Source organism: Glycocaulis sp. (assembly GCF_051859565.1).
GTDB lineage: Bacteria > Pseudomonadota > Alphaproteobacteria > Caulobacterales > Maricaulaceae > Glycocaulis.
Map to the genome: position 1 here is coordinate 167591 of NZ_JBHYFK010000005.1, position 19247 is coordinate 186837.

At 64.0% G+C, this 19247-nt stretch carries 18 protein-coding genes; 13 read left to right on the forward strand and 5 right to left on the reverse strand.

The window, feature by feature from the left end:
- Positions 1–11: 11 nt before the first annotated feature.
- Positions 12–1154: a GNAT family N-acetyltransferase gene (locus tag ACTIGC_RS08985; protein ID WP_439634073.1), complete on the reverse strand. Its 1143-nt coding sequence runs from the start codon at positions 1152–1154 to the stop codon at positions 12–14.
- Between the two features lie 107 nt (positions 1155–1261).
- On the reverse strand, positions 1262–2131 hold the full coding sequence (locus ACTIGC_RS08990) for an SDR family NAD(P)-dependent oxidoreductase (protein ID WP_439634074.1): 870 nt from the start codon (positions 2129–2131) through the stop codon (positions 1262–1264).
- A 138-nt stretch (positions 2132–2269) separates the two neighbouring features.
- Between ACTIGC_RS08990 and ACTIGC_RS08995 the strand changes: the two genes are divergently transcribed.
- The 3 genes from ACTIGC_RS08995 to ACTIGC_RS09005 all read left to right on the forward strand — a co-directional run bounded on the left by ACTIGC_RS08995 (position 2270) and on the right by ACTIGC_RS09005 (position 6381).
- The gene (locus tag ACTIGC_RS08995; protein ID WP_439634075.1) at positions 2270–3499 is read left to right on the forward strand and encodes a DUF2254 domain-containing protein; all 1230 of its coding nucleotides are present in this window, start codon (positions 2270–2272) and stop codon (positions 3497–3499) included.
- A gap of 78 nt (positions 3500–3577) precedes the next feature.
- The gene (gene guaB / locus ACTIGC_RS09000; RefSeq protein ID WP_439634076.1) at positions 3578–5068 is read left to right on the forward strand and encodes an IMP dehydrogenase; all 1491 of its coding nucleotides are present in this window, start codon (positions 3578–3580) and stop codon (positions 5066–5068) included.
- On the forward strand, positions 5068–6381 hold the full coding sequence (locus ACTIGC_RS09005; RefSeq protein WP_439634077.1) for an RsmB/NOP family class I SAM-dependent RNA methyltransferase: 1314 nt from the start codon (positions 5068–5070) through the stop codon (positions 6379–6381). The genes guaB and ACTIGC_RS09005 overlap by 1 nt, the downstream gene beginning before the upstream one ends.
- Position 6382: 1 nt before the next feature.
- Here ACTIGC_RS09005 and ACTIGC_RS09010 read toward each other — a convergent pair whose 3' ends face one another.
- Positions 6383–6712, reverse strand: coding sequence for an ArsR/SmtB family transcription factor (locus ACTIGC_RS09010; protein ID WP_439634078.1), 330 nt, complete (start codon positions 6710–6712; stop codon positions 6383–6385).
- A 5-nt stretch (positions 6713–6717) separates the two neighbouring features.
- Positions 6718–7356: an SRPBCC family protein gene (locus ACTIGC_RS09015; protein ID WP_439634079.1), complete on the reverse strand. Its 639-nt coding sequence runs from the start codon at positions 7354–7356 to the stop codon at positions 6718–6720.
- A 113-nt stretch (positions 7357–7469) separates the two neighbouring features.
- Between ACTIGC_RS09015 and ACTIGC_RS09020 the strand changes: the two genes are divergently transcribed.
- From ACTIGC_RS09020 to ACTIGC_RS09065, 10 genes are all read left to right on the forward strand, one after another.
- The gene (locus ACTIGC_RS09020) at positions 7470–7700 is read left to right on the forward strand and encodes a DUF433 domain-containing protein (protein ID WP_439634080.1); all 231 of its coding nucleotides are present in this window, start codon (positions 7470–7472) and stop codon (positions 7698–7700) included.
- A complete protein-coding gene (locus tag ACTIGC_RS09025; protein ID WP_439634081.1) occupies positions 7687–8049 on the forward strand; it encodes a DUF5615 family PIN-like protein in 363 nt (120 codons plus the stop codon). The genes ACTIGC_RS09020 and ACTIGC_RS09025 overlap by 14 nt, the downstream gene beginning before the upstream one ends.
- The gene (gene guaA, locus ACTIGC_RS09030; protein ID WP_439634082.1) at positions 8039–9601 is read left to right on the forward strand and encodes a glutamine-hydrolyzing GMP synthase; all 1563 of its coding nucleotides are present in this window, start codon (positions 8039–8041) and stop codon (positions 9599–9601) included. Before ACTIGC_RS09025 ends, guaA begins: the two co-directional genes overlap by 11 nt.
- A 72-nt stretch (positions 9602–9673) precedes the next feature.
- Complete coding sequence (locus ACTIGC_RS09035) at positions 9674–10456, forward strand: GntR family transcriptional regulator (RefSeq protein ID WP_439634083.1); 783 nt, start codon at positions 9674–9676, stop codon at positions 10454–10456.
- 206 nt (positions 10457–10662) lie between these two features.
- Entirely contained in the window at positions 10663–12837 is a 2175-nt protein-coding gene (locus ACTIGC_RS09040; RefSeq protein WP_439634084.1) for a TonB-dependent receptor, read from the forward strand.
- A gap of 123 nt (positions 12838–12960) precedes the next feature.
- Entirely contained in the window at positions 12961–13884 is a 924-nt protein-coding gene (locus tag ACTIGC_RS09045; protein WP_439634085.1) for an ABC transporter permease, read from the forward strand.
- On the forward strand, positions 13884–14696 hold the full coding sequence (locus ACTIGC_RS09050) for an ABC transporter permease (protein WP_439634086.1): 813 nt from the start codon (positions 13884–13886) through the stop codon (positions 14694–14696). The genes ACTIGC_RS09045 and ACTIGC_RS09050 overlap by 1 nt, the downstream gene beginning before the upstream one ends.
- Positions 14693–15490: an ABC transporter ATP-binding protein gene (locus ACTIGC_RS09055; RefSeq protein WP_439634087.1), complete on the forward strand. Its 798-nt coding sequence runs from the start codon at positions 14693–14695 to the stop codon at positions 15488–15490. Before ACTIGC_RS09050 ends, ACTIGC_RS09055 begins: the two co-directional genes overlap by 4 nt.
- Positions 15487–16374, forward strand: coding sequence for an ABC transporter ATP-binding protein (locus tag ACTIGC_RS09060; protein ID WP_439634088.1), 888 nt, complete (start codon positions 15487–15489; stop codon positions 16372–16374). The genes ACTIGC_RS09055 and ACTIGC_RS09060 overlap by 4 nt, the downstream gene beginning before the upstream one ends.
- Entirely contained in the window at positions 16371–17894 is a 1524-nt protein-coding gene (locus tag ACTIGC_RS09065) for an ABC transporter substrate-binding protein (protein ID WP_439634089.1), read from the forward strand. Before ACTIGC_RS09060 ends, ACTIGC_RS09065 begins: the two co-directional genes overlap by 4 nt.
- On the opposite strand, the gene ACTIGC_RS09070 is transcribed toward ACTIGC_RS09065, so the two are convergent.
- On the reverse strand, positions 17882–19243 hold the full coding sequence (locus ACTIGC_RS09070; protein WP_439634090.1) for an MFS transporter: 1362 nt from the start codon (positions 19241–19243) through the stop codon (positions 17882–17884). The two genes, ACTIGC_RS09065 and ACTIGC_RS09070, sit on opposite strands and share 13 nt — an antisense overlap.
- Positions 19244–19247 lie beyond the last annotated feature (4 nt).

Below are 19247 nucleotides of genomic sequence, written 5' to 3' on the forward strand. Positions count from 1 at the left end.
GCAGGCGGGGGTCAGTTGCCCCGTTGACCGGCTAGCAACGTGCTGGCTGCCCGGGTAAGCCCGGCCCAGCGCCCTGCTGTGCTGATTTCGGCGGCCGCGATATGGTCGATCCGGCTGTGGATACGCTCGCCAAAGCCACGCACGCGTTCACCACACAGTGCCAGACTTGCGCGTATCAGTTGCGCAGCCGCCTCGCGCAACCGTTCTTCCAGGTGCGGCGCGCGCGCCACTCCGCTGAAGAGCTCGGAGCGGTGATTGGTGAAGTACTTTTTATAGTCCTCATGCCCGGTACCCATCTCGTAGCGGGTGAGGCCGAACTCCTCCATGCGCGACAGGAGTAGAAAGACCAGAAGATGACCCGGTGAGTAGGCCGACATCTCGGGATCGTAGGCGGCCAGCCAGGGATGGAATGTGCCGTGGCCTTCCGGCCCGTATTCCGCTGCTATCAGGCGCTCTCCGGCGCGCAGGGTGTAAAGCCGTCCCCTGACCGGTCCGGCCTGTCTGGCGAACAGGGTATGCATCATTTTCGCGGTCCAGCGCGGTGCCAGCACGTCATGCCGACCCGTCTGGCGATACTGCAGGCGTTTCCAGCCTATCAGCTCATCAAGCGTTGCCGGATCGGTGGATACTTCGAGGCTGATCTTGCCGTGCTCTGCCTCCAGCTTGCGCAGGCGGCGCCGGAAATCCTTGTAACGTTTCGGGTGCTCTGCCTGCAGCTCGGCCACCAGCGCCTGCGATGTCGTACGTTTCACAGCGGCCCGCGACGGGCCCACCGGCTCAAGCCCGGCGGCCGGTGGCTTGTCCGGTGTGAACAGGGCGGCGAAACGGGCCCGTGACAGGCCTGCCAGTGCCAGCAAGTCCTCATCGCGCGCGCAAACGTCAGCGCGGCGCAAAATGGCATGAATGTCGGAGAATGCCGATCCGATCGGGCGGGCGAAGCCACCTGGCCGGCGATGATAGGCAAACACCGCCGCAAGACCATTCGCGTCGCGGAACAGGGCGATTTCCACATCGTTGCGGGTCGTGGCCACCGCTTCGGCAAACTCAGGATGGAGCAGGGGCGAGGCCAGTCCGGTGGCCTGCGCCATTCTGGCCCATGCCTGACGGTCTTGTCTGCTCAGGGCGTCTGCCTTGATCGTCTCACAGCGCAACATGACATGGGCCTCCACGTTCAGTTCGGGTGGTGACTCGCAGTTATCGTGCCAGAGGCGAGCTGAACCGCCTCTGCCTTGCCCGCAAGGTTAGCCGCAGGTTAACGGCATCACCCTATGCCGTGCTCTGCTTTCCATGCCGCCAGGTCCACGCCCAGCAGGTCTGCAAGGATCGCCGCGGTGCCGCCATTGGGATCAGGCACGGTGCCTGTGGTCAGGCCGCCATCAACCACCAGTGCCTGCCCCGTCACGAAGCGCGCCTCGTCACTGGCCAGATACACGGCCGCATTGGCGATATCGACCGGGTTGCCGCCTACGGGAAGGGGCTGGGCGAAGGCTCCGAGCTCTTCCAGCTTGGGCTGGGCTGCCTCTGCCGCGTCCTGATCCAGCCCGAAGGCGCGGCCGAACACGGCCGTCGCGATCATGCCCGGATTGATGCAGTTCACGCGTATCTTGTGCGGGGCCAGCCGGACGGCGGTTGCCTTAGTCAGATGAATCAGCGCGGCCTTGGCAACCGAGTAAAGCAGGGGTCCGTAATTCACACCAATTCCGGCAACGCTGGAGGTGGAGATGATCGATCCCCCGCCAGCGGCCTGCATGTGGGGCAAAGCGTGCTTGATGCCGAACAGGGCGGCGCGCAAATGCAGGTGCATTACATGATCGAATGCGCCGGCCTCGATCTTCTCCACCGGATAGTCCGGCTCGGCGGAGCCCGCATTGTTGAACAGCACGTCCAGCCGCCCGTGACGTTCGATGGCCAGATTGATCAGCGCCTTGATGTCGGCCGCGCTCTTCACGTCGGTGGTGCGGAAGGCGAGTTTTGGCCCGTGAAACTGCGCGATGGCTTCGCCGCGCGCGGTTTCCAGATCACCCATTACCACATAGGCGCCTTCTGCGATGAAACGCTCCACGCTGGCTTTGCCGATGCCGCTCGCGCCGCCTGTGATTACTGCCACCTTGCCGTCCAGACGCCCGATCATATTCGCTGTGTCCCTTGTCAGTGAATTCGGGGGGTACACTGGGGCGCATTCGGCAATCGCGGCAAGCCCTTTGCCAACGATGTTTGGGAACGGTTACGGCGTGCAGGGGTTATCAGACGGGATATCGGGCGGGTTTTCATGGAACGTATCAAACTACTCATAGGCCGGATCACCGGCTCGCTCTGGTTTTTGCCGGCTTTGTATGCGGGCGGTGCCATGGCGCTGGTTTTTGCGGCTCCGCTGGCCGAATTCATCGTTCCGGATGTACTGGCCGACGCGATCGAGCAGGACGCCATACGCACCATCCTCAATGTTCTGTCGTCCAGCCTGCTGGCCGTAACGATCTTTTCGCTGACGACGATGGCTACGTCCCTGAAGGCTGTCAGCGATGCGGCCACACCGCGCGCAAGGCCGATCCTCATTCAAGGCGGCGGCGCACAGAGCGCCATTGCCACATTCCTGGGAGCATTCATTTTCAGCATGATCGGGCTGGTGGCGCTCAATAGCGGGCTACTGGCCGAAGGCGGCGAGGCCATGCTGTTCGCACTGACCGTACTGGCTACCCTGATGGTGGTGATCGTGCTCATCCAGTGGATCCGCCAGCTTTCAACGCTCGGCGATGTCGAGGATGCGATCTCGAAGGTCGAAGCGGCGACGCAGGATGCTTTCAGGGCGCTTGCCTGCCTTCCGCCGTCCGCCGGGCAGTCTGTGCTGGGCAAGGGCGGGGCTTATGCGTTGCGCGCTGAGCGGCCCGCCTATGTGCAGATGATCGATCTGCGTGCACTGGACCACACGGCAAAGAGGCTGGATGTGCACGTAGAAGTACTCGCCGTTCCGGGGGACAGGTGCGGACCGGCTCTGGAGCTTGCACGCGTGTATGGCGCGGACAGCGCTGAAACCGCGCAAAAGCTCCTTCCCTGTTTTGTGCGGGGCAGTGTGCGCACTCTGGAGGCTGACCCGCGCCTTGGGCTGACGGCCCTGAGCGAGATCGGGTCACGTGCCCTGTCGCCGGGCGTCAATGATCCCGGTACGGCCATCTCCGCGGTTCGAGCGCTGGAGCGCTGCTTTGCCGGATGGTGCGAGGTGTTGAGCGATGCTGCAGACCGCGAAGCTCTGTCCCGCGTCGTCTATCCCGGCCTTGATGCAGCCGAAGCCTTGCGCGAACCAGTGATCGCGCTGGCGCGTGACGGGGCGGGCCAGCTGGAGGTCATGCGCGCTCTGGGCCAGCTGTGCGCAACCGCCTCTGAACTGGAAGGCCTTGAGCTTGGCAAGGAGACAAGCGCCCTGAAGGCGGAGATCGTTGAACGGGCGAGCACCGCGATGGCGCACAAAAGTGACATTGTGCGGCTTAAGGAAGCGATTGGCTGAGCGGGCATGAGACCACCCCTTGCGCCGAAGCGGATTCAGGGTTAGAGCCGCCCCGCAAGAGAAAAGGAGGTCTCCGCCATGGAGATTGTTGAAGGTCTCACCTTCGATGATGTGCTCTTGCAGCCCGGTGCATCGGAAATTATCCCCGCAGACGCAGATGTGCGCACGCGCGTCACGCCCCGGATCGGGCTGAATATCCCGATCCTGTCTGCCGCGATGGACACTGTCACCGAAGCGCCGCTGGCCATCGCGATGGCACAGGCCGGCGGCTTGGGCGTCATTCACCGCAATTTGGAAATCCTCGAGCAGGCCGAGGAAGTGCGCCGCGTGAAGCGCTATGAAAGCGGCATGGTGGTGAATCCGGTCACTATCGGGCCGGACGCGACCCTGGCGGACCTTAAAGCCCTGATGGACCATCACCGCATCTCCGGCATTCCGGTTGTTGAGGGCGGTGGCAAGGGCGGCGCGGCAGGTGCCAGGCCCGGAAAGCTGATTGGCATCATCACCAATCGCGATGTGCGCTTTGCCGACGATATGAGCGCGAGCGTCGCCAGCCTGATGACGAAGGATCATCTCGTGACCGTGCGCCCCGGCGCCGATCAGGCAGAGGCGCGCCGCCTCCTGCACAAGCACCGTATCGAGCGCCTGCTGGTCGTCGATGAGGATGGCTTCTGCGTCGGTCTGATGACCGTCAAGGACATGGAGAAGGCGCAAGCCTATCCCAACGCTGCCAAGGACGAGCATGGCCGCCTGCGCGTTGCTGCCGCCACCACCACCGGCGATGCGGGCTTTGAGCGCGCCGAGGCGCTGATGGATGCGGGTGTGGATGTGGTCGTGATCGACACCGCCCACGGCATGAGCGCCGCTGTGCTGGAGCAGGTGCGCCGTATCAAGCGCGCCTCCAACACCACCCAGATCATTGCCGGCAATATCGCGACCTATGACGGCGCACGCGCGCTGTTCGATGCGGGCGCGGATTGCGTGAAGGTGGGCATCGGGCCCGGCTCGATCTGCACGACGCGCATCGTCGCCGGTGTGGGCGTGCCCCAGCTGACGGCTGTGATGGAAGCGCGCCGCGCGGCGCAAGGCTTTGAAGGCTCGGTCATCGCCGATGGCGGGATCAAGTATTCCGGTGACGTCGCCAAGGCCATCGCGGCCGGTGCGGACTGCGTGATGATGGGCTCCATGCTGGCCGGGACGGAAGAAGCGCCCGGCGAGGTCTTCCTCTACAAGGGCCGATCCTACAAATCCTATCGCGGCATGGGCAGTGTCGGCGCGATGGCGCGCGGCTCCGCCGACCGGTATTTCCAGAAAGAGGTCACCGACCGCATGAAGCTGGTGCCTGAAGGCATTGAAGGCCAGGTGCCCTATAAGGGCCCGGTTGGCCCGATCCTGCACCAGATGGTGGGCGGGCTTCGTGCCGCGATGGGCTATACCGGCTCCAAGACGATTGCCGACTTCCAGGAAAACGCCGTCTTCGTGCGCATCACCAATGCCGGGCTTCGCGAAAGCCATGTGCATGACGTGACCATCACGCGCGAAGCGCCCAACTATCCCAGCCCGAGCTGATGCGGGACGCAGGGCGCATAGCCGCCGCCATCGAGGTGCTGGACACCATTTTGAACCGGCATCAGCCGGTCAAGGAAGCCATGCGCGACTGGGGCAAGGCCAATCGCTATGCGGGCTCTGGCGACCGGGCCTGGATTTCCGGCCTCGTGCTGGACAGTCTGCGGCGCAGGGGCTCTGTCTCATACCTGATGGGCGCTGACACACCGCGCGCGCTGGTGCTCGGCACGCTCTCCCATGAATGGGAGACGGGGCCGGACGCCGTCGCCGCCATCTTTGAAGGCGATGAGCACGCGCCTGAACCCCTGACCGATGCCGAGCGTGCAGGGATGCTGGCGACTCTCTCTGATGACGCGCCGCTGCATGCGCGCGCGGAAATCCCGGAATGGCTCGCCGCGAGCTTTGAGCGCGGGTTTGGCGCGGACGCGGTGCTGGAAGGGGCCAGCATGGCGGGCCGTGCGCCGGTGGATTTGCGTGTCAATGCGCTCAAAACTGATCCTGAAAAGGCGATTAGCGCTGTGCGCGCCCAGATCAACGCCGATCCTTCGGAATTGCTCACCACGGCTATCCGCATTCCCGGCCATGATCCGCGCGCCAAATCCCCGCCCGCTGACGCCATTCCCGCTTACGGGAAAGGCTGGGTGGAGGTGCAGGATATTGGCAGCCAGATCGCCGCGCTCGCCGCTGCGCCGGTGGAAGGCCTGCAGGTGCTCGATTTCTGCGCCGGTGCGGGCGGCAAGACGCTCTCTCTCGCTGCGCTGATGAACAATACCGGCCAGCTCTATGCGTGGGATTATGACTGGCGGCGCCTGCGCGCCATCTGGCCGCGTCTGGAGCGGGCAGGCGTGCGCAATGTGCAGGTGCGCACCGGCAAGGAAGCCGAGGCGCTGGGTGATCTTGCGGGCAAGATGGACATGGTCTTCATCGACGCGCCCTGCACAGGCTCGGGCACCTGGCGGCGCAGGCCGGATACCAAATGGCGCCTGAAGGAGAAGGCACTCGCCACCCGCATCACCCAGCAGGACGAGGTGCTGGCCAAGGCCGCGAAATATGTAAAGCCCGGCGGGCGCATGGTCTATGTGACCTGCTCTGTCCTGCCCGAAGAAAACGGCGACCGGATCGAAGCGTTTCTTGCCGCCAATCCCGATTTCCGCGCCGTGCCGGTGATGGAGGCGCTGTCCGCTTCCGGCCAGCTCACCGAAGAGGGCGCGCTGACGCTATCGGCGTGCGCAGGCGCTCACGGAGCCCTCCAGCTGACCCCCGCCCGCACCGGCACGGACGGATTTTACGTGTGCGGACTGGAGAGGGTAGGGTAGCTCACTCCCCCCGCTCCTTCTGCCCCCGTGCCACTTCGGTGGCGAGGGCTTCGAGCTTGTGCGTCCAGAAGCCCTTGAAGCGTGAGAGCCAGTCATCGACCTGCTGCAGCGGGGCGGGTTCGAGCGTGTAAATGCGGCGCGGCCCGTCCACGCGGGAGGTGGCAAACCCTGCATCACGCAGCACTTTGAGATGCTGGGAGACACCGGCCTGGCTGATGCCGAACTCGGCGTGGATGACGTCCACGATCTCGCCGGAGCGCAGCTCGTTTTCGGCCAGCAATTCCAGTATGCGCCGGCGCACCGGGTCTCCCAATACGTCAAAGGCGTGCATGGGGGCTATTGCTCCTCACCCTTGAAGAAGGCGGCGGTTCTGGCGGCTGCCGCGTGGGCCTCGTCTGCCGGTGCGCCGGAGGCGGCATGCGCCTCGCCCCACGCCTTGGCACTGGCATCGACCAGATCGCGGTAATTCTGCGAGGCGAACCATTCGCCACTCGCTTCCACCGGGGCGGTCACCTCGCCGCTGACATGGAGCGACAGCCCGGCAAGGCCGAGGTCCCAGCCGACACCACCCGCGCCGGGGCCGTATTTTTCTTCCCAGTCGGGATCGACCACGTAGAGATGGGTCAGTTCCAGACGCGCATGCCCGTTCCCGGCCGTATAGAGCCGCACGCTCACCCAGCTGACCTGTTCGGAGAATTCCCAGGTGATGTCCAGCGTGCGCGGCGGCTCGCAGACGCTAATTTTACCAGCCGCATTATTCTCGATCTGGAACCGGCCACCGGGGCGGAAATCACCCGACACGGGCGAGAACCAGCGCGCGAGGCGTTCTTGCGTCGTCACCGCCTCCCACAAATCCTCGATGCGGGTGGGGTAGGTGCGGCTCGCCACAATCGCGACAGCCGGTTTGCCGTCCCGCTCCAGATTGCGCACCTCGCGGGCCGTGGCCCCGATGGCCGCTGCAATGTCGATCTGCATGCCTGCCTCCCATGATTTCCATATCGCTTATATAAGTAAGAAATTATATGAGAGTCAAATGGGGCGAGGGATGTGGCTTGCTGCTATCGCTGCGCAGGGGGTATCATCGCGAAATGGAAACGCTGCTGAGCCGCATAACCACCGATCCCGCCCAGTGCGGCGGACGACCCTGCATAAGGGGTATGCGCGTGCGTGTGCGCGATGTGCTGGACCTGCTTGAAGCGGGTCTCAGCTTTGACGAGGTGCTTGAGGAGCTGCCGTATCTGGAGCGGGACGACATCCGCGCAGCGATTGCCTATGCGGCGCGGCGGCTTGATCATCCCGTGATCCATGCCGCCGAGTAGGCGGGTGGAGCTTTGGCTTGACGCCCATTTGCCACCAGCGCTGGCTCCATGGCTGATCGAGCATTTCGACCTTAGCGCACAGTCGTTTGACCGGGCAGGGCTGCGGTTCGCCTCGGACAAGGAGGCGTTTGCCAAGGCCAGGCAGGCTGATGTCGTGATCGTTACGAAGGATTCTGATTTTCCGCGCCTGCTGGAGCGGCACGGGCCACCACCACGGGTCATCTGGTTGACCTTTGGCAATACAAGCCGATCCAGATTGCAGGCAATTCTGTCAGCCAAGCTGGAAATTGCACTCAATCTGCTTGACCAAGGCGAGCAGCTTGTGGAGATCAGCGCGGATGACAACTGAGAATCACGAACGCGCCCTGATTGTCGATTTCGGCAGTCAGGTGACACAGCTTATCGCACGGCGCCTGCGCGAGAGCGGCGTCTATTGCGAGGTCCATCCCTATAACCGCGCCAATGCGGATTTCGTGAAGGATTACGGCCCCAGGGCCATCATCCTGTCCGGCTCCCCGCATTCGACGAGCTGGGAGGACAGCCCGCGCGCTGACCCCTATCTCTTCGAGGCCGGCGTGCCGGTTCTGGGCATCTGCTATGGCGAGCAGACCATGTGCGCGCAGCTCGGCGGGCGGGTAGAGACATCTGATCATCGCGAGTTTGGCCGCGCCGACATCCAGATCGTCGCGGAAAGCCCGCTCCTGAAGGGCCTCGGCGAGGTGGGTGATACCGAGCGCGTCTGGATGAGCCATGGCGACCGCGTGATGGCCGCGCCCGAGGGCTTCCATGTGATCGCCACCAGCCCCGGCGCCCCCTTTGCAGCCATCGCGGACGAGGCCCGGCGCTTTTATGGCGTGCAGTTCCACCCCGAAGTCGTCCACACGCCGCGCGGCGCGCTGCTCCTGAAGAATTTCACGCACGAGATCGCCGGTATGAAGGGCGACTGGACCATGGCCGCCTTCAAGGATGAGGCGATTGCCCGCATCCGTGAGCAGGTGGGTTCCGGACGGGTGATTTGCGGGCTCTCAGGCGGGGTGGACTCCGCCGTTGCCGCCGTGCTGATCCACGAGGCGATTGGCGATCAGCTGGTGTGCGTCTTCGTCGATACCGGCCTGATGCGCCATGGCGAGGCCGAAGAGGTCGTCACCCTCTTCCGCGAGCATTACAATATCCCGCTGGTCGCCGCTGATGAGGGGGAACGCTTCCTCTCCGCGCTGGACGGCATCGACGACCCGGAAGCCAAGCGCAAGACCATCGGCAAGCTCTTCATCGATGTGTTCGAGGAGAAGGCAAAGCTCGCTGGCGGCGCCGATTTCCTGGCTCAGGGCACGCTCTATCCGGACGTGATCGAGAGCGTCAGCTTTGATGGCGGCCCGTCCGTCACCATCAAGTCGCACCATAATGTCGGCGGCCTGCCTGCGCGCATGAACATGAAGCTGGTGGAGCCGCTGCGCGAGCTCTTCAAGGACGAGGTGCGGGCGCTGGGCCGCGAGCTTGGCCTGCCTGAAGCCTTTGTTGGCCGTCATCCCTTCCCCGGTCCGGGCCTTGGCATCCGTATTCCGGGCGCCGTGACTAAGGAAAAGGCCGATATCCTGCGCGCCGCCGACCGCATCTATATCGAGGAGATCAAGAAAGAGGGTCTCTACGACGTGATCTGGCAGGCCTTCGCGGTGCTGCTGCCCGTGCGCACCGTAGGCGTGATGGGCGATGAGCGCACCTATGACAGCGTGCTGGCCTTGCGCGCCGTCACATCCGTTGACGGCATGACGGCGGACTATTTCCCCTTCGATCACGACTTCCTGGGGCGCGTCGCCACGCGCATCATCAATGAAGTGCGCGGCGTCAACCGCGTAGTTTATGACGTGACCAGCAAACCACCGGGAACGATTGAGTGGGAGTAATCTCCATAGCCTGACATGGCGGGCCGGGCAGGCTAGCTTTAGCCGTGATTCTTGAAGGGGCGCGTCGGGACGATGGATTTCACACCGGGCATGGTCGATGCGCGGCTGCCCACGCCACTTTACCATCAGGTCTACCTGATACTGCGTGACAGGATACGCTGCGGCATACTGGCGTCCGGCGATGTTGTACCGGGCGAGCAGGAGCTGGCGCGCCTGATGAATGTGTCGCGCATCACTATCAAGCGCGCCCTTAACGAGCTGGCATCGGAAGGCCTCGTCAGTCGCCATCGCGGGCGGGGAACAGTTGTTGCCGCGCCGGGCTTCTCGCCCATGGTGAAAGGCTCGTTCGACAATCTCATCGAATCCCTGCGCCTGATGGGGCTGGAAACCCAGATCGAACTGGTCGAGCACAGCTCGGTCAGCGCGAGCGAGGACGTGGCCGAGTCTCTTGCCCTGCCGGCCGGCGCGCCGGTGAAGCGCATCGTGCGCCTGCGCAAGCTGCAGGACGAGCCCTTCTCCCACCTCACCACCTATCTGCCGGACGCGATTGCCCGCAAGATCCCGGCCGAAGCGCTCGGCACTGAACCCATGCTCGTATTGCTGGAGAAAGCTGGAGCGGAGGTCTGCGAGGCGGAACAATGGATCACCGCCACCAGCGCGCAGATAGCCGTTGCGTCGGCGCTGGGCGTTCCGCCCGGCTCGCCGCTCTTGTGCATTGAGCGGATCATGCGTGACCGCGATGGCGTGCCTGTCCAGTTGATCACGGCCTATTATCGCTCCGACCGCTTTCAGTACCATCTGAAAACCCGCAGAAAGCGGGCCTCTGCCGACAGCGCCTGGAAGCAGGATGGCTAGGACCGGCGCCCGAGCCGCCTGTATGGTTTTGCGTACAATATACCATTTCCCGGCTCCTGCCTTTGAGAAGTGTGCCGCGCCCTTTGTGCAACAGGGTTTGTGCAATATGCTTGGCGTATCGGAATGATGACGTTGACAGAGCGTGCGGGGTTGGTGCAGCGTTACGTGGTATTATAAGCCATATAAGTTGGCAGAAGGGGAACTCCATGCGCACCACTGCACTCACGACTACCGCCCTCATCGCTCTGGCGATGGCGGCACCGGCAATTGCACAGGATCAGGGTGAGCGGATTGCCCGCTCCGGTCCGCAGCTGGAAGTAATCACCATTACCGCCCGCAAGACCGAAGAGAACCTGCAGGAGGTTCCGATCGCGGTTTCGGCGTATACGGCGGCCGAGATTCAGCGTCGCGGCATCCGCAACGCGCAGGATCTCAGCTCGATCACGCCGGGCCTGAATGTGGAGCAGGACCAGGGGCGGCGCTTTGACCGTCCGGTGATCCGCGGCCAGTCGAACGTGCTGGGTGTACCCAATGCCGCGTCATTCATCGACGGTGTGTACATCCCCGACAGCCTGTTTGCCACCGAGCTCGCCTTTGTCGACCAGATCGAGGTTATCAAGGGGCCGCAATCCGCGCTCTATGGCCGCCAGACCTTCTCCGGCGCCATCAGCTACACCACCCGCGAGCCGTCTGACGTCTTTGAAGGGCAGCTGCGCGTGACCGCTGCCGAGCATGACGAGTACAATTTCCTTGGCAGCATCAGCGGCCCGATTGTTGATGGCGTGCTGAGCGGTCAGCTCGCGCTCAACTACTACACCTATGGCGGTGAGTACCGGAACAACGCCGTCGGCGATCCGAGCTTTGGCCGCAGGATTGGCCAGGAGGAGACGCGCGGTATTTCCGGCGGTCTGCGTTTCACGCCGAGCGACAATCTCAGCTTCACCCTGCGCGCCACCTACGCGGAGAATGATGACGGCCACGAGGTCATGGTGCTCCAGCGTGCATCGAACAATAACTGCTTCCTGTCCACGGCCAGCCGCTATTACTGCGGCGCGATCAATGTCGGCCCGGAAGACATCACGCTCAACCTTGATGCGGTCGGCGGCGGCGGTGTCTCGCGCGAGACCACCCGCATCAGCCTGATTTCGGAATACGATTTCGAGAACGGCTTCACGCTGACTTCGATCAGCGGGTACAATAACTCCTACGAGTCCCGTAAAGCCGATCTCGACTTCCTGCCGATTGCCGCGCTGGGCGGTTCGCTGCACGTCGATGACCGGATCGATATCGAGAGCTTCTCGCAGGAATTGCGTATCGCCTCACCCGTGGACCGGCGTTTCAGCTGGCTTGCCGGTGTCTATTACTACAATGGAGACACCTGGAACGGGCGTTACCGTTTCGCGACGGACGCGCTGCAGGATAACGGCGTGGTGGGCGTAACCAACTATGCTGCCTTCGCCCTCGCCCGGTTCGACTTCACAGACCGGCTGACGGGTACCGCAGAGGTGCGCATCGCCGAGGAAGAGCTGACGCTGACGGGCAGCGCGGCGAACTTCGATCTCAGCGCCACCTATCGCAGCACCAATCCGCGCTTCACACTGGCCTATCAGGCCAATGACTTCACGATGCTCTACGCATCGGCGGCCCGCGGTAACAAGCCCGGCGGCTTTAACGCCGATGTGCGCCTCGCGCCCGACCAGCTGTCCTACGGCGAGGAAAGCGCCTGGAATTACGAGATCGGCATCAAGAGCGATCTGTTTGACCAGCGTGTCCGCCTCAATGCGGCAGCGTTCTTTATTGACTGGACCAACCAGCAGCTGACCCAGAGCACGGTTGTGGCGGTCGGTGGTACGGCTCCGTTCATCCGCAATGTCGGTGAGCTGGAAGTGCGCGGCTTCGAGGTCGAAGGCGAGTTCCAGGTCACGGACAACTGGCGTCTGCGTGGCACGTATTCCTATGCGGAATCCGAATATACGAATGCGTTCGACCCTGACCACAACACGCTGACGGGCAATGGTGACATTACCGGCAACACTGCGCCGAATGCACCGCGCACGCAGTTCTCGGTGGGCACGCATATCTGGTGGCCGATGTTCAACGACTCGCGCGGCTTCTTCGATGCGACCTATGCGTATCGTGGCCGCAAGTTTGCTCAGGTCAGCAACTTGGCTTGGGTCGATGCGCGTGATGTTGCCAACGCCCAGCTGGGCTGGGAGCTAAACCAGCACCGCGTGATCCTGTTCGGGCGCAACCTGTTCGACAATATCGAGCCGCTCGGCGTCACGCGCTATGTCGATTTCGGCGACTCAAACCGCCGGGGCTTCCTGGGCACGTTGCCGCGTGGACGTCAGTTCGGCATCACCTACGAGATGACGTTCTGATAGGTTAGCATCGAGATCCGTCTCGCGTTCGCATTGAGGGCGCTTCCGGTGGATAGCCGGGAGCGCCCGAATGCTCCCGGCGCCCGTCTGTTGTTGCGTAGCCGTAAGGAAGAGTTCAACCCCGTGTCTGCCCTTAGAGGACTGCGTGATCTGGCCTTCGTCCTGTTCGCGACGATGACGGTGCTGTTCTTTCTGCTGCGCCTGACGGGCGATCCGGCGATCGTGCTGGCGGGCGAGGGGGCCTCGCCTGCGCAGGTAGAGGCGATCCGCGCCGAATATGGCTTCGATGAGCCGATCCTGATCCAGTATTTCATTTATGCCGGCAAGCTGCTGACCCTGGATTTCGGGGTGTCGCTGGCTGATGGCACACCGGCGCTCGAAAAGGCGCTCATCTCCTTTCCTGCCACCCTGTTTCTCGCCTTCATGGCGCTGGGGGTGAATCTGATGATCTCCCTGCCGACCGGGCTCTGGCTGGGACAGGCCCGCAAGGGCGTAGCGCGGCGTGGCGTGAGGGGGCTCATCACCGTGATGCAGGGCTTTCCCGGCTTCGTCATCGCGTTGTTGATGATCAATATTTTCGCCGTCGCGCTGGAATGGCTGCCGACGGTCGGCTTTGGCGGGCCGGCGACCTGGATACTGCCCACCCTGTCGGTGGTGTCCTTCCTGGCGCCCAAGCTGATCCGGGTGGTCGAGGCCAATACCTATGCGGCGCTGACCTCCAACTATGTGCGCACAGCCAAGGCGAGCGGCGCGCCAGACAATGTGATCCTGTGGCGGCATGTGGCGCCCAATGCGCTTCTGGGCGCTATCGCGCTGGTGGGGGCGGAGTTCGCCTTCATGCTGACCGGCCTGGTGGTGATTGAAACCATCTTCGCCTGGCCGGGCATTGGTTGGCTGCTGGTCCAGTCCACACTCAGCCTCGACTTTCCGGTGGTTCAGGCCGTTGTCTTCCTGATGGTGCTTGGTGTGTTTGCCACCAACGCTCTGGCAGAGCAGCTTCAGGCCACGCTGGATCCGCGCATTGGCAATGCCAGGGGGGCGGGGTGATGGGCTCTCTGAAGCGCGTTCCGGCCTTAAGCATCCTTCTGGCGTTTGCGGCGCTGGTATGCCTCGTAATCATGGTGTTTGGCGACGCGCTGTCCGGCCATGACCACCGTGAGATGAATCTGGATTTGCGTCTGGCTCCGCCGCTGACCGGCGGGCATCTGCTGGGTACGGACGAGCTGGGGCGCGATGTGCTGGCCCGCCTGCTTACGGGCTTGCGCTGGTCGGTTGCTACCGCGCTCAGCGCCACTTTGATCGCCTTTGTCATCGGTACTACGTTCGGGCTGGTGGCGGCCCGCGGACAGTCGGCGCTGGGCGGCGTCATGCGCCTGCTGACTACGTTTACACAAGCCTTCCCGCCCTTCGTGCTGGCGGTGACCGTGATCGCGGTCATGGGCGATGCCGGCTTCTTCTCCATAGTGCTGACGCTGGGGCTGGTGACATGGCCGGTTTTTTCCCGCGTGGTCTACGCCGAGGCGCGCAGCCTGTTCGAGCGCGAGCATGTGCTGGCCGCCGAAATGACGGGGATGCCCGCCATCCGCCTCTTCGTGCGCCATGTCCTGCCCGGCCTTATCCCGAGCCTGTCAGTTCTCGTGGTGTTTCACTTCGCTGACATGATCGTGGCCGAGAGTGCGCTGTCCTTCCTGGGGATCGGCGCCCCGCTGGGGGCTGCGACCTGGGGCGCGATGCTGTCTGAAAGCCGGGGCTACATGCTGTCGGCGCCCTGGCTGACGCTCTCTCCGGCTCTGGCGATGGTGGCGATCATCGTCTGTGCGCATGCTCTGGGCCAGCATCTCAGGAATGCGAACCGATGAGCCAGATTGCCTCATCCGCGCCGCCCTCGCTCGGCGTCAACGGCCTGCGCATCAGTGCAGGTGACACCGTTCTGGTGCCCGGTCTCTCGCTGACGATTGGTCGGGGCGAGATATTGGGCATGGTCGGCGCGTCCGGTTCCGGCAAGACGATATCGGCCTTCTCCCTTGCCCGGCTGCTGCCCGAGGCGCTCACTCAGTCCGGCGAGATCAGCCTTGAAGGCGAGCGCATCGACCTTCTGTCCGAAGCGCAGATGCGCAAGGTCCGCGGCGGACGCATCGGCATGGTGTTTCAGGACCCGCTATCCTCTTTCAACCCGCTGCGTACCGTGGGTTCGATACTGGTTGAATCAATCTGCCGGCATCAGGGCCTGTCCGCCAGTCAGGCGCGCGAACTCGCCATCGAGACGCTGGCCACGATGCGGCTTCCCGGACGCACTGCGTCAGTGGATGCCTATCCGCACATGCTGTCGGGCGGCCAGCGCCAACGTGCCATGATCGGGCTGGCGCTCGTCAACCAGCCAGCCCTGATTATCGCCGATGAGCCGACGACAGCCCTCGATCCTACTATCCAGCTGCAGATACTGGCCCTGCTGCGCCATCAGGCTTCAAGTGCGGCCTGCCTGTTCATCACCCATGATATTGGCGCTGCATCGGCCATCTGTGACCGGCTGGCCGTGATGAATGAAGGCGTGATCGTGGAGGAGGGGCCAACCGATCAGCTGCTCTCCTCGCCCGTTCATCCATTCACCCGCGAGCTGCTCTCGCATGCCCCGGGAGGCGCGCGCTTCCGATGAGCACTCCCTTGCTTCAGATACGTGATCTGGTGATCGACTACGGAAAGGGCGAGAGCCGTTTCCGGGCCCTGCATGGCTGCTCGTTCGACCTTGAACCGGGGCAGGTCATGGCGGTGGTGGGCGAGTCCGGATCGGGAAAATCCTCGCTCGTCCGAGCGGTGGCCGGACTGGTGGCCCCTGCATCCGGCGAGCTGCTGCTGGACGGGCAGGCGCTGCCACCCTTGCGCAAGCGTCCCCCAGAGACGCGGCGTATCATCCAGATGGTCTTTCAGGACCCCGGCGCCAGCCTCAACCCGCTGCACCGCGTCCATGCCATTATCGAGGAACCCCTGTTGGTCACGGGCTATGGCGATGCGGCGCGCCGTGCGGTCCGCGTGGCCGAGCTGATGGAGATGACCCAGCTTTCCACTGACCTTGCCCGCCGCCGGCCACGCGAATTGTCGGGCGGGCAGAAGCAGCGCGTGGCGATTGCCCGCGCTCTGGCCATGGAGCCGCGTCTTCTGATCGCCGACGAAGCGCTCTCGGCGCTGGACTTCACGACGCAGGACCATGTCTCGCGCCTCCTGTCGGACCTGCGCCGCGATCTGAACCTTGCCATGCTGTTTGTCTCGCACGACATGCGCAGCGTGCGGCGCATGGCCGATGATGTATGCGTCATCGAAAAGGGCCATGTGGTCGAACAGGGGGCGGTGAGCGACGTCCTCTACAATCCAAAATCGGCCTATACGCGGCTTTTGCTCGCGGCGGCTCTCAATCCGCGCGCCGCGCTGTCCGATCCGCGCCTTGCCGAGGCGCTGGAGAACGGAGAAGCGGTATCGGAGGAGGCGCTCAAAGGCGTGATGGATATCATCCGGGGCGGCGCGCTGATGGGAGATGCACGATGAGATGGCTGCTGGCTCTCTGTGCCGTCGCCTGCCTGGCACTGGCCGCCTGCTCGGATGCGGGCAGCAGCGCCGATGACGAACAGGTATTGCGCGTCGGGGTGGCGTCTCTCCCGGCCAGTCTTGGCAATCCCTATCGCGGCAATGGCCGTCCCGGCTCACTGCTCTGGCATGCCATTTTTGACGGGCTGACCCGGCTTGATTTCGATGGCGATCCCGAACCTGCCCTGGCGGTGGAATGGGCGCTGGTGTCACCCAATGTCTGGCGCTTCACCCTGCGCGAAGGGGTGCGTTACTCCAACGGGCGGCCTTTCGACGCCGACGCCGTGGTGGAGGTGTTTGAGTGGCTCGCGACACCGGAGGGGCGGCGCAATCTGATCGGCATTGAAATGCGTGACATCGTGGCGGTGCGCGCGATTGATGCGCTGACTGTGGAGTTTGAAACCGCAAACCCCGATCCCGTTCTGCCCCGCCGTCTGGTGACGGTGAACATGGTCGAGCCGCGCGCCGTGCAGGAGATGGGGCTGGACGCCTATAGCCGCGCGCCGGTGGGCACAGGCGCGTTCGTCATGACCCGCTGGGACCAGCGCCGCCGCCACCTGACGCTGGAGCGCAACCTGGATAGCTGGCGCGCATCCTCTCTGGACCGGCTCGTGTTTCTGGAGCTGCCGAGCTCGGCTGGCCGCACCCAGGCGCTTCTCTCCGGCGATGTTGATCTGGCCCTGATCGATCTGGAAGAGATGGATCGGCTGGAGCGCGGCGGATTTCCCATTCTCTCCACGCCGTCCATGCAGGTGAAGGCCTATACCTTCCGCGTCGAGGGCAGCAGTGAGAATTCGCCCATTCGCGATGTGCGGGTGCGTCAGGCGCTCAATTACGCCGTCGACAAGGATGCGATCTCCGCCCTCCTGCCCGGCGGCGCTGTTCCCTCCGGCCAGCCAGCGCCAAGCGGTGTGTTTGGCCACGACCCTTCGATTGAGCCATACCCTTATGATCCGCAGCGCGCGCGCGCCTTGCTGGCAGAGGCAGGATGGCCGGACGGGTTTGAACTGACGATGGAAGTGCTGACCGATGCGGCGCCGGGCGATGATCTGATGACACAAGCCGTAGCGGAGTACTGGCGGCAGGTGGGTGTGAACACCAGGCTGCGCATTGTTACCCTGCCGGAATATCTCAACCGGCTGCTGACCAATAACTGGCGCGGCGATGCCTTTGCCCTGTCCTGGAACAGCTTTCAGTACAATGACATTACCCGCGCGATGAATGATTTTTCCTGCGGGCGTTTCGTGCCGTATTTCTGCGACGAGGCGATCACGGCAGAGTTTCAGGCCGCGCGCGTGCTCCATGACGAAGATGCCCGGCTTGAGGCGTATCACGCACTGGCGCGCGCCTACCGGGAGGCTGCGCCGTCGGTCTTCCTGGTGGAACACCGCGACCTGTTCGCCTACGGCCCGCATGTGGAGGGCGTACAGATACGCCACCGCGTGCCGGTCTATGAAGAGATCACGCTTCAGCGCCGCTGAGCCGCGCCGCCAAGCTTTGCCAGGCTGATCGCGGCGGCTAGCATGGCGAAGACAGCGGCAAGGCCCAGTGCCAGCTGGGGCGCATTGTCGCCTGCGAAGTGAAACATGCCGCCCATCACCACAGCGCCGGCCGTTTGACCAGCAAGCCGCCCGGAGGCCAGCAGGCCGCTGGCCCCGCCGCTGCGCCCGCGCGGCGCAGCCATCAGTATGTCGCGGGCATTGGGGCTCTGGAACAGGCCAAAGCCTATACCGCAGCCTGCCAGCGCGGCTACCAGCAGGGCAGGCGGAGCCGAGGCGGGCATGAAAGCCCACGCGGCAAGGGCTGCCGCAAACACGGTCATGCCCACGCCGCCGAACAGTCCGGCAGGCACGCGCCCGGTAAGCGAACCGCTAAAGCTGGCGGCCATGCCGGTTGCTACCGGCCAGGCCACCATCATCAGCCCTGTTTCCACCAGAGAGCGGCCGAACACGACGTGCATGAGGAAGGGCAGGGCGATCATCGTCAGCGCCTGGGCCATGAAAGCCGTTACCGCTGCGCTGGCCGCAAGGGCCATAGACCGGATACGCAACAGATCCACCGGCACGAGCGGGGCAGGGTGGGCGCGGGCGCGCCAGACCAGCGCGGCCAGAAGGGTCAGCCCTGAAAGGGCCATGACCCAGCCTGCGGGGTGGCCGTGCAGTCCCTTGTCGATACCCAGGAAGAGCAACACGAAGGCCGCCGCATTGAGCGCTGCGCCCGCCCAGTCGAACCGCGCCCGGCTGGCCGTCGCACCGGGCAGGGCCCAGACAGCGAGGGCCAGCGCGCCCAGACCGATCGGCACGTTGAAGGCAAACAGCCAGCGCCAGTCCGCCACCGACAATATGCCGGCAGCCACGGCTGGCCCGGCAGCGGCAGATGCCGCGACTACCAGCGCGTTTAGCCCGACGCCGCGCCCCAGCATGGAGACAGGGTAGGTGTGGCGCACCAGAGCGCCATTAATGCTCATGATGGCGGCTGCGCCGATGCCCTGAAAAACCCGGGCGGCGATCAGGAAGCTGGCATCAGGCGCCAGCGCGCATAAACCGGCGCCCGCAACGAAGATGGCCAGTCCTGCCCCGTATACGCGGCGGAATCCTATGCTTTCGCCCAGCGCGGCCATGGGAAGCAGGAGCGCGAGTATGGTCAGCTGGTAGGCATTGACCGCCCAGATCATGCGTGATGGCGGCGCGTCAAAAGCGCTGACGAGGGCGGGCAATGCAATATTGGCGATGCTGGCATCCAGCACGCACATGGCTATCGCAACAGCGATGGCCAGCGCAGACAGCTGCCGGCGTGGTGCCGGCAGTCCGTCAGCCGGCTCCCCGCCCACGCCG

Coding starts and splice junctions, on each gene's coding strand:
- ACTIGC_RS08985 (WP_439634073.1), bottom strand. CDS start 1,154: ATGTTGCGCTGTGAGACGATCAAGGCAGACGCCCTGAGCAGACAAGAC.
- ACTIGC_RS08990 (WP_439634074.1), bottom strand. CDS start 2,131: ATGATCGGGCGTCTGGACGGCAAGGTGGCAGTAATCACAGGCGGCGCG.
- ACTIGC_RS08995 (WP_439634075.1), top strand. CDS start 2,270: ATGGAACGTATCAAACTACTCATAGGCCGGATCACCGGCTCGCTCTGG.
- guaB (WP_439634076.1), top strand. CDS start 3,578: ATGGAGATTGTTGAAGGTCTCACCTTCGATGATGTGCTCTTGCAGCCC.
- ACTIGC_RS09005 (WP_439634077.1), top strand. CDS start 5,068: ATGCGGGACGCAGGGCGCATAGCCGCCGCCATCGAGGTGCTGGACACC.
- ACTIGC_RS09010 (WP_439634078.1), bottom strand. CDS start 6,712: ATGCACGCCTTTGACGTATTGGGAGACCCGGTGCGCCGGCGCATACTG.
- ACTIGC_RS09015 (WP_439634079.1), bottom strand. CDS start 7,356: ATGCAGATCGACATTGCAGCGGCCATCGGGGCCACGGCCCGCGAGGTG.
- ACTIGC_RS09020 (WP_439634080.1), top strand. CDS start 7,470: ATGGAAACGCTGCTGAGCCGCATAACCACCGATCCCGCCCAGTGCGGC.
- ACTIGC_RS09025 (WP_439634081.1), top strand. CDS start 7,687: ATGCCGCCGAGTAGGCGGGTGGAGCTTTGGCTTGACGCCCATTTGCCA.
- guaA (WP_439634082.1), top strand. CDS start 8,039: ATGACAACTGAGAATCACGAACGCGCCCTGATTGTCGATTTCGGCAGT.
- ACTIGC_RS09035 (WP_439634083.1), top strand. CDS start 9,674: ATGGATTTCACACCGGGCATGGTCGATGCGCGGCTGCCCACGCCACTT.
- ACTIGC_RS09040 (WP_439634084.1), top strand. CDS start 10,663: ATGCGCACCACTGCACTCACGACTACCGCCCTCATCGCTCTGGCGATG.
- ACTIGC_RS09050 (WP_439634086.1), top strand. CDS start 13,884: ATGGGCTCTCTGAAGCGCGTTCCGGCCTTAAGCATCCTTCTGGCGTTT.
- ACTIGC_RS09055 (WP_439634087.1), top strand. CDS start 14,693: ATGAGCCAGATTGCCTCATCCGCGCCGCCCTCGCTCGGCGTCAACGGC.
- ACTIGC_RS09060 (WP_439634088.1), top strand. CDS start 15,487: ATGAGCACTCCCTTGCTTCAGATACGTGATCTGGTGATCGACTACGGA.
- ACTIGC_RS09065 (WP_439634089.1), top strand. CDS start 16,371: ATGAGATGGCTGCTGGCTCTCTGTGCCGTCGCCTGCCTGGCACTGGCC.